Raw genomic sequence first — 10,058 nt, forward strand, 5'->3', positions numbered from 1 at the left:
GCTGATTTTTTCCTCAAATACAGACACATGGAGCGGGGGCGACAGCAAAATGACCCGGTCGCCATGTCTATCGAGAATGCCAAACATCAGTAGAGACTCCCAGATGGCAACATCATGCCGATTTTCTCTTGAAATAGAGGGTCTTGACCCCGTTCCACCAGCTGGTGCCCTGCAGGTTGAGCGGCAACCCGATCAGCAGCAGATAGACCAGCGGCACCAGGAACATGCCGGGCCAGTGCGGCAGCCGGCCGCTGTCGATGGCTGAACGGGCAGCACTGAGCAGCAGGAAGTAGGAGAGGTAGAGCAGGATGGCCGGCAACAGCTTGGCATAGCGGCCCTGACGGGGGTTGACCCGCGCCAGCGGCACCACCAGGAAGGTCAGCACCAGAATAGAGAGCGGCAGCGACAGGCGCCACTGCAGTTCGGCCATCAGCTGGTTGTCCTGGGTGCCCAGCAGCTCCATGGTCGGCTTGGCCGCCGCCTTGCGGTTGGAGCGCTCCATCTCCTGCTGGCGGATCACCAGACTGTACTCGTCGAATTCGGAGATCTGGAACTGGCGGGTATTGAAGTGCCCCTCATAGCGGGAGCCATCCTTCAGGGTCAGCCACTGCAGGCCGTTGCTGTCGACCGTGACCACCCCTTCGGTCGCCACCACCACCGACGGCGGCTTGCCATCCTGGGAGCGCTGCAACACGAAGATCTTCTGCAGTTTTGAGCCCTTGTCGTTGAGATCCTGGATGTAGGCCACCAGGCGCCCCTTGTCGAGCTCCATGAAGCGGCCGGCCTGCAGGAAGGAGATCCCCGGATCGGCCTTGAACTCGTCGATCACCTGGTACTCGCGCTCCTTCGCCTGCGGGGCAATCCAGCCGGTATTGAAGGCGGCGACGGCCGCCGTCAGCAGGGCCAGTACCATGGCGCTGCGCATCACGAAACGGTGACTGAAGCCCACCGCATGCATCACCGTCATCTCGCTTTCGGCGTAGAGGCGCCCGTGAGCGAACAAGATGGCCAAAAACAGGCTGATGGGCAGCATCAACAGGGCCATGTTCGGCAGGTTAAGCAGCAGCAGGGTGGAGACCAGGCGCGTCGGCACCTCACCATCGGCGGCATCGCCGATGATCTGGATGAATTGCTGGCTGACGAAGATGAGCAGCAGCACGAATAATACCGCCAGCTGGGTTTTCAGGGTTTCCCTGAACAAATATCGGAAAACGATCACAGTCATTCCCAAGTAAACTTGTGTTTTTAGTCGAATGCCTGAAAAATAGGGCCGTATATTGGATTTTTACCAGTTTGAACTGCGGGGCCAGTGCCTGTTCGCTCCGCCTCTGATACCCCAACAAGCACCGCATTATTCAATAAAAGGTGCCTTTTGTCTTTAGGATGTAGGAGATTCCATGGAGTTCAGTGTAAAGAGTGGCAGTCCTGAGAAGCAACGCAGTGCCTGCGTCGTGGTCGGCGTATTCGAGCCGCGTCGCCTCTCTCCGGTTGCCGAACAGCTGGACAAGATCAGCGATGGCTACATCAGCTCGCTGCTGCGCCGTGGCGACCTGGAAGGGAAACCAGGCCAGATGCTGTTGCTGCATCAAGTACCGGGCGTGCTCAGCGAGCGCGTGCTGCTGGTCGGTTGCGGCAAGGAGCGGGAACTCGACGAACGCCAGTACAAGCAGATCATCAACAAGACCATCACCACCCTCAACGAAACCGGCTCCATGGAAGCGGTCTGCTTCCTGACCGAGCTGCACGTCAAGGGACGGGATACCTATTGGAAGGTGCGCCAGGCGGTGGAAACCACCAAGGCGGGCCTCTACAGTTTCGACCAGTTCAAGACCAACAAGGCCGAGCCGCGCCGTCCGCTGCGCAAGCTGGTGTTCAACGTGCCGACGCGTCGGGAACTGACCATTGGTGAAAAAGCCATCGCCCACGGCCTGGCCGTGGCGAAAGGGGTGCGCGTCTGTCGCGACGTAGCCAACATGCCGCCCAACGTCTGCAATCCGGCCTATCTCGCCTCCCAGGCCCGTCGTCTGGCCGATGCGTTCGACAACATCACCACCAAGGTGATCGGCGAGCAGGAGATGGCCGAGCTCGGCATGAACTCCTACCTGGCGGTGGCCCGTGGCTCCGACAACGAAGCCATGATGGCCATCATCGAATACAAGGGTCATCCGGATGCCAAGCCCATCGTGCTGGTCGGCAAGGGACTGACCTTCGACTCCGGCGGCATCTCCATCAAGCCGGCCGACGGCATGGACGAGATGAAGTACGACATGGGCGGCGCCGCCTCCGTGCTCGGTACCATGCACGCCCTGGCCCAGCTGCAGCTCCCCATCAACGTCATCGGCGTGCTGGCGGGCTGCGAGAACATGCCGGGTGGCAACGCCTATCGCCCGGGCGACATCCTCACCTCCATGTCCGGCCAGACCATCGAAGTGCTGAACACGGATGCGGAAGGCCGCCTGGTGCTGTGCGATGCGCTGACCTACGTGGATCGCTTTGATCCGGAAACCGTGATCGACGTGGCCACCCTGACCGGTGCCTGCATCATCGCCCTGGGTCACCACACCACGGGCCTCTTGGCCAACCACAACCCGCTGGCCCACGAGCTGCTCAATGCCTCCGAGCAGGCGGGTGATCGCGCCTGGCGTCTGCCGCTGTTCGACGAGTATCAGGAACAGCTGGAGAGTCCGTTCGCCGACATGGCCAACATCGGCGGTCGTCCGGCCGGTACCATCACCGCCGCAGCCTTCCTGTCACGCTTCACCAAGAAGTACAACTGGGCCCACCTGGATATCGCCGGGACCGCCTGGAAGAGCGGCAAGGAGAAAGGCTCCACCGGACGTCCGGTGCCCCTGCTGACCCAGTTCCTGCTGAACCGGTCAGGGGTGGACATCGAAGAGAAGGAGTAATTTCCGCACCTCGCCCGGCGATGCCATCGGGCGAGCGGAAGTTGCCCTGCACCACAAGGAAGAGGCCCGCCTCTTCCTTGTTTCATTGAGGGTGGGCAGGAATACCCCCTGCCCGTCCTTACCGGCGGTCAATTATCCGTCACCGCAAACGGGATCAACCTGATGAGCCAAGTGACCTTTTACCTGATGAGCGAACCGGATGACGCGCAGGCCTCTGCCGTCGAGCGACTCGCCTGCAGCCTTGCGGCCGAGTCATGGGGCGCGGGCCACCTCTATCTGTTCTGCGACGACGAAGCGCAGGCCCTGCGCCTCGACGAGCTGTTGTGGCAGCTGCCGCCGGAGCGCTTCGTGCCGCACCAGTTGCAGGGGGAGAGCGGTCAGGCACCGGTGGAGATCGGTCACCAGCCGCCACGACGGCGTTACGCCCGCCTCATCAATCTGGCCAAACAGACACCTTTGTTTGCAGGACACTTCGCTCAAGTGGTAGATTTTGTCCCCACTGACGAAACGCAAAAGCAGCAAGCCCGCGAGCGCTACAAGCACTATCGCCAGGCAGGCCACGCCCTCGAGATGAGGGATCAGCCCGTCCTTGCCGCACCGGATCCGGCGCAGCCCTGACTGCGCCGCCTGTGATCCACCACGAATCAACACCAGAATCCATCCATCCAGATTACGGCGAGACCATGGAAAAGACTTTTAATCACAACGCCATCGAACAGGCGCTCTACCAGCACTGGGAAGCTCAGGGCTACTTCAAGCCCCACGGCGACACCAGCAAAGACTCCTTCTGCATCATGATCCCGCCGCCGAACGTCACCGGCAGCCTGCACATGGGTCACGCCTTCCAGCAAACCCTGATGGATACCCTGATCCGCTACAACCGCATGCAGGGCAAGAACACCCTGTGGCAGGCGGGTACCGACCACGCCGGTATCGCCACCCAGATGGTGGTTGAGCGCAAGATCGCCGCAGAAGAGGGCAAGACCCGCCACGATTACGGCCGGGAAGCCTTCATCGACAAGATTTGGCAGTGGAAGGAGGAGTCCGGCGGCACCATCACCCGCCAGATGCGCCGTCTGGGCGACTCCGTGGATTGGGAGCGCGAGCGCTTCACCATGGATGAAGGCCTCTCCGCTGCCGTGCAGGAAGTGTTCGTCCGTCTCTACGAAGATGGCCTGATGTACCGCGGCAAGCGCCTGGTGAACTGGGATCCCAAGCTCAATACCGCCATCTCTGATCTGGAAGTGGAAAACCGCGAGATCAAGGGCCACATGTGGCACCTGCGCTACCCGCTGGCCAACGGCGCCAAGACCGCCGAAGGCCAGGATCACCTGATCGTCGCCACCACCCGTCCGGAAACCATGCTGGGTGATACCGCCGTCGCGGTGAACCCGGAAGACCCGCGCTACAAGGCGCTGATCGGTCAGCACATTCTGCTGCCGCTGGTGAACCGTCTAATCCCCATCGTCGCCGACGAGCACGCCGACATGGAGAAGGGCACAGGCTGCGTGAAGATCACCCCGGCCCACGACTTCAACGACAACGAAGTGGGCAAGCGCCACAACCTGCCGATGATCAACATCTTCACCCTGGACGCCCACGTGCGTGCCGAGGCCGAAGTGGTCGACAGCAACGGCAACCCCAGCACCGCCTATGACGCCGTCCTGCCGACCGAGTTTGCCGGGATGGAGCGTTTCGCGGCTCGCAAGGCCATCGTCGCCAAGCTGGACGAGCTGGGCCTCTTGGCCGAGATCAAGGATCACGTGCTGCAGCAGCCTTACGGCGATCGCGGCGGCGTGCCCATCGAGCCGATGCTGACCGACCAGTGGTACGTGCGCGTGGCGCCCATGGCCAAGACAGCCATCGAGGCGGTGGAAGATGGCCGCATCCAGTTCGTGCCCAAGCAGTACGAGAATATGTACTTCTCCTGGATGCGCGACATTCAGGATTGGTGCGTCTCCCGTCAACTGTGGTGGGGTCACCGCATCCCGGCCTGGTATGACGACGCCGGCAACGTCTACGTGGGTCGCAACGAGGATGAAGTGCGCGCCAAGCACAGCATCCCGTCCGTGACCGTGCTGCGTCAGGACGAAGACGTGCTCGACACCTGGTTCAGCTCCGCCCTGTGGACCTTCTCCACCCTGGGCTGGCCGAACAACACCGAGGCGCTCAAGACCTTCCACCCGACCGACGTGCTGATGAGCGGCTTCGACATCATCTTCTTCTGGATTGCCCGGATGATCATGATGACCATGCACTTCATCAAGGACGAAAACGGCCAGCCGCAAGTGCCGTTCAAGACCGTCTACATCACAGGCCTCATCCGTGACGAAGAAGGCCAGAAGATGTCCAAGTCCAAGGGCAACGTGCTGGATCCCCTCGACATGATCGACGGCATCTCGCTGGAAGATCTGCTGGAGAAGCGCACCGGCAACATGATGCAGCCGCAGATGGCCGAGAAGATCGGCAAGCGTACCGCCAAGCAGTTCCCGGAAGGGATCGAAGCCCACGGTACCGACGCCCTGCGCTTCACCCTGGCGGCGCTGGCCTCTACCGGGCGTGACATCAACTGGGACATGAAGCGCCTGGATGGCTACAACAACTTCTGCAACAAGCTGTGGAACGCCTCCCGCTACGTGCTGATGAACACCGAAGATCAGGATTGCGGTTTTGCAGGTGGCGAAATGCAGTTCAGCCTGGCGGATCGCTGGATCCAATCCCAGCTGCAGGTGGCCATCCGTGACTTCCGTACCGCCCTCGATACCTACCGCTTCGACATCGCGGCTGGCGTGCTGTACGAATTTATCTGGAACCAGTTCTGTGACTGGTATCTGGAGCTGACCAAGCCGGTACTGACCAAGGGCTCCGAGGCCGAGCAGCGCGCTGCCCGCCACACCCTCGTGACCGTGCTGGAAACCCTGCTGCGCCTGGCACACCCGATCATCCCGTTCATCACCGAGACCATCTGGAAATCGGTCGCCCCGCTGGCCGGCGTGCACGCCGACACCATCATGATTCAGGCCTTCCCGGAGTTCGACGCCGCCAAGGTGGACGACGCCGCGATGGCGGATCAGGAGTGGGTGAAGGAGTTCATCGTCAGCATCCGCAACATCCGCGCCGAGATGAACGTAGCGCCGAGCGTCCCGCTCAACGTGCTGCTCCAGTGCGATGCCAAGGATGCCGAGCGTGCCGCCGACAACGAGGCCTTCCTCAAGTCGCTGGCCCGTCTGGAATCCATCCGCGTGCTTGGCGAAGGTGAAGCCGCGCCACTGTCGGTGAAGAAGCTGATCGGGGCCACCGAGCTGCTGATCCCGATGGCCGGTCTCATCGACAAGGATGCCGAACTGGCCCGTTTGGCCAAAGAGGTAGCCCGTCTGGTGGGCGAGTGCGGCCGCATCGAAGGCAAGCTTGGCAACGAAGCCTTCGTCGCCAAGGCGCCGGAAGCGGTCATCGCCAAGGAGCGCGAGAAGCTGGAGGATTACCGTCTCCAGCTGACCAAGCTGGAAGCCCAACAGGCCGAGATCGCCGCGCTGTAAGCCGGTATCCGCCTCACAAAAGCCCCCTCCTGCAGGGGGCTTTTTGTTGCCCGCCCACCACCATTCCCCCTCATTTCGCGCGTTGTCATGCAAAATTAGCGAGCCAAATCACCCGCTTTCACAAGCGCAGCGCCCCCAAATTCATTACACTGCCAGCGATCTTTCTACTAGGAGTGCTGCCGCAGTATGGAAATATTGATCCTGTTTGGATTGATTTTGCTCAATGGCGTTTTCGCCATGTCGGAAATCGCCATCGTCACCGCACGCAAGGCACGCCTCAGCAAGATGGTCAGCGAAGGGAGCCGCTCCGCCGCCATCGCGCTCAAGCTGAGCGAAGATCCCACCCATTTTCTCTCCGCGGTGCAGATCGGCATCACCAGTATTGGTCTGCTCAACGGTATCTACGGCGAATCCCTGCTGGCCCAGCCGCTGGCGCTCTGGCTGCAGGAGTGGGGCATGACCCCCAAGAGCAGCGGCCTCATCGCCACCGTGCTGGTCATAGTGGTGGTCACCTATCTCTCCATCGTCATCGGCGAACTGGTGCCCAAGCGGCTCGGCCAGATCAGTGCCGAGCGCATCGCCTGCTTGGTGGCCCGCCCCATGTTGTGGCTGGCCGCCCTCACCCGTCCCTTCGTATGGCTGCTGTCGGCCTCCACCAAGGCCAGCCTGCGAGTGCTGAGAGTCAGCCAGGATGGCAGCGCCAACGTGACCCAGGAGGAGATCCACGCCATGCTGGTGGAGGGTTCGGAAGCCGGGATCATCGAGGATCATGAGCACACCATGCTGCGCAACGTGTTCCGGCTCGACGAGCGTAGCCTCTCCTCGCTGATGGTGCCGCGCAGCGACATCCGCTATCTCGACCTCGCCCTGCCGCTGGAGGTCAACCTGCAGCGGCTGGTGGAGTATCGCCACAGCTTCTTCCCGGTCTGCGACGGCAACCTGTCGGAACTGGTGGGCATCATTAACGTCAGCAAGGTGCTGCACGCCTATATCAAGGGTGAGCCCATCGATCTGGCGGCATTGACCCAGGATGGCAGCCTGCTGCCTGAAACCCTCAACGGCCTCGAGCTGCTCAACCACTTCCGCACCCACTCCGAGCACATGGTGCTGGTGGTGGACGAATATGGCGAGTTGCAGGGACTGGTCACCCAGCAGGATCTGCTGGAGACCCTGGCCGGCGACTTCCAGCAGGAAGACGGCGACGACAACTGGGCTTTTCAGCGTACCGATGGCAGCTGGCTGCTCGACGGCCTCATTCCGCTGCCGGAATTGAAGGACTGCCTGGGACTGGTTCGGCTACCGGAAGAAGAAAAACATCACTATCACACCCTCGGAGGGCTTATCATGCTGCTCCTTGGTCGTGTTCCCCAGACGGGAGACCTGGTCACCCTGGAACAGTGGCAACTGGAAATCGTTGACATGGATGGTTTGCGCATCGACAAGGTGCTTGCCATGCCCTTGCTTGATCAACCCAGCTAACCTGCGGAGTTTGCAACTATGGAACAGTTTTACCAACTGGCCCACGCCTTTATGCATCAGGATCTGGTGACGCTATCCGATCCCAAGATGGCCTTCATGGTCTGCGGTGTGTTATTGACCTTTCTGGTGCTGGAGAACGGCTTCATTCCCACCGCCTTTCTGCCCGGAGACAGCCTGCTGATCCTGACTGGCGTGCTTATCTATCAGGACGTGCTCTCCCTCGGGGTGATCCCGCTGCTGATCCTGGCCACCTTCGTCGGCACCTGGCTCGGCTACATGCAGGGGCGTTTCCTGGGCCACACCCAGCTCTACCACCGGCTGCTGTCCCATGTGGAAGAGAAGCACCAGCAGAAGGTTTACTACCTGCTGGACAAATACGGCATCGTGACCCTGATCACCGCCCGCTACATCGCCTTTGTGCGCACCGCCTACCCCTATATCGTCGGTGCCACCGAACTGCCCCAGGGGCGCTTTCTCATCGTCAATCTGGTCAGCTCCATTATGTGGATCTGCCCGCTGGTGGGTTTCGGCTACTTCCTCAGCCACACCAAGCTGGCGGCCGAGTACCAGTCCCAGTTCCTCAGCATCATTCTCTGCTTGCCGATCGTGCTGCTGGTCGGCGGTTTGATTGCGCTGATCTGGCGCTGGCTCAGCAAACGCAAAGCCAGTGCGCCACGGGATTGAGGCAAAGAGAGAGGGTCATCGCGAGATGGCCCTTTTTTTAGCGAAATAATGGTGATTTCCCCGCTGGCACTCTTGTCAAGCGAGGGTAAAAATGAGTGAATCTAGCGCCTTTTTTTCCATGTGAACGGAGTCGGTAGTATGCGGTGTCGGGTTAGCGCTATGGCGCTGGTTTATGCATTGGTTGGACTGCTGGGACTGCCAGCAGCATTGGCTGCCCCCAACCCGGCCAAACTGCAGCTGCAATCGAGCAGCGCACTGGTGATGGATGTCAGAACGGGCAAGACCCTCTACCAGAAGAATCCCACCCAGGTGCGCCCCATCGCCTCCCTCACCAAGCTGATGACGGCGCTGGTAGTGCTGGATACCCGCCAGGATCTCGGCCAGACCCTGACCATCGACCAGAACGACAGGGACGCCATCAAGCACACCTATTCGCGGGTCAGGATGGGTACCCAGGTGACCCGCCGCGATGCCCTGCATCTGGCGTTGATGTCCTCTGAGAACCGCATGGCCTCGGCGCTTGCCCGCCACTACCCGGGGGGCCGTCCCGCCTTCATCCGTGCCATGAACAACAAGGCCAAACAGCTGGGCATGCGCAACAGCCGCTTCTACGACTCTACCGGCCTGTCGACCCGCAACGTCTCCACCGCCCAGGATCTGGCCAAGCTCATCGCGGCAGCCTATCGCCAGCCGCTGATCCGCGAGTTCACCCAGGACACCAGCAAGGACATGCGCTTTCGCACGCCGGCCTACAGCCTGATGTTCAACAACACCAACCCGCTGGTGAAGAACCCGGACTGGGACGTGCGCCTCTCCAAGACCGGTTATACCGACGAAGCGGGCCGCTGCCTGCTGATGCGGGCCAAGCCGGACAATCAGGAGCTGGCCATAGTGCTGCTCAACTCGGTGGGCAAACGCACCCCCATCGGCGATGCCAACCGCATTCGCAAATGGCTGAAAAGCTGACACCCGGACTGCGGGGATGAAAAAGGATGCCGCGGCATCCTTTTTTATTGCCTGCAAACCGCCTCTGCCCGCCTCTGAGCGGGTTTATCAGCGGAAAGGGGCGTGGGTTGACCGAGAACCAAGGGATGCACACAGGGCGCGATAACGGAAAGTCAGCGCAGTGGGCCGCAGGAGGCAGGGAGAGACGCCAAGCGCCCGTCATACAGAGGTGGAAGTCCTTGTCACGGAACTCTGGGTTGCCGTGAGCGCGATCTTAGTAGCGAAGCCACAGAACTGAAGCGAAGAGGTGAAGAGGTGAAGAGGTGAAGAGGTGAAGAGGTGAAGAGACGAGTATCAAGCCACCCGGGTCGTATCCCATACCTGGAGCGGCCATATAAAAAAACAGCCCCGACCGAAGTCGAGGCTGTCTGTATGGTGCGCCCGAGAGGATTCGAACCTCTGACCACCTGGTTCGTAGCCAGGTACTCTATCCAGCTGAGCTACGGGC

Annotated in this window: 7 protein-coding genes; 6 read left to right on the forward strand and 1 reads right to left on the reverse strand. The window is 61.0% G+C overall.

All coding sequences use genetic code 11. The features are described 5' to 3' along the window. Positions 1–112: 112 nt before the first annotated feature. Complete coding sequence (gene lptF, locus G5134_RS18740) at positions 113–1,225, reverse strand: LPS export ABC transporter permease LptF (protein WP_017765325.1); 1,113 nt, start codon at positions 1,223–1,225, stop codon at positions 113–115. A gap of 172 nt (positions 1,226–1,397) precedes the next feature. Between lptF and pepA the strand changes: the two genes are divergently transcribed. The 6 genes from pepA (at position 1,398) to pbpG (ending at position 9,571) form a co-directional block, all read left to right on the forward strand. Continuing rightward, the gene (gene pepA / locus G5134_RS18745) at positions 1,398–2,906 is read left to right on the forward strand and encodes a leucyl aminopeptidase (RefSeq protein WP_005305141.1); all 1,509 of its coding nucleotides are present in this window, start codon (positions 1,398–1,400) and stop codon (positions 2,904–2,906) included. A 162-nt stretch (positions 2,907–3,068) separates the two neighbouring features. Then, positions 3,069–3,524, forward strand: a complete 456-nt coding sequence (locus G5134_RS18750) for a DNA polymerase III subunit chi (RefSeq protein WP_065018774.1) — start codon at positions 3,069–3,071, stop codon at positions 3,522–3,524. Between the two features lie 65 nt (positions 3,525–3,589). Then, complete coding sequence (locus tag G5134_RS18755) at positions 3,590–6,442, forward strand: valine--tRNA ligase (RefSeq protein ID WP_065018773.1); 2,853 nt, start codon at positions 3,590–3,592, stop codon at positions 6,440–6,442. Between the two features lie 186 nt (positions 6,443–6,628). Beyond that, a complete protein-coding gene (locus G5134_RS18760) occupies positions 6,629–7,921 on the forward strand; it encodes a hemolysin family protein (protein ID WP_065018772.1) in 1,293 nt (430 codons plus the stop codon). Positions 7,922–7,939: 18 nt separating this feature from the next. Further along, a complete protein-coding gene (locus G5134_RS18765) occupies positions 7,940–8,605 on the forward strand; it encodes a DedA family protein (protein ID WP_005305157.1) in 666 nt (221 codons plus the stop codon). A 138-nt stretch (positions 8,606–8,743) separates the two neighbouring features. Beyond that, entirely contained in the window at positions 8,744–9,571 is an 828-nt protein-coding gene (gene pbpG / locus G5134_RS18770) for a D-alanyl-D-alanine endopeptidase (protein ID WP_065018771.1), read from the forward strand. Positions 9,572–10,058 lie beyond the last annotated feature (487 nt).

Origin of the sequence: Aeromonas sp. 600276, assembly GCF_049175815.1 — a bacterium.
Lineage (GTDB): Bacteria > Pseudomonadota > Gammaproteobacteria > Enterobacterales > Aeromonadaceae > Aeromonas > Aeromonas dhakensis.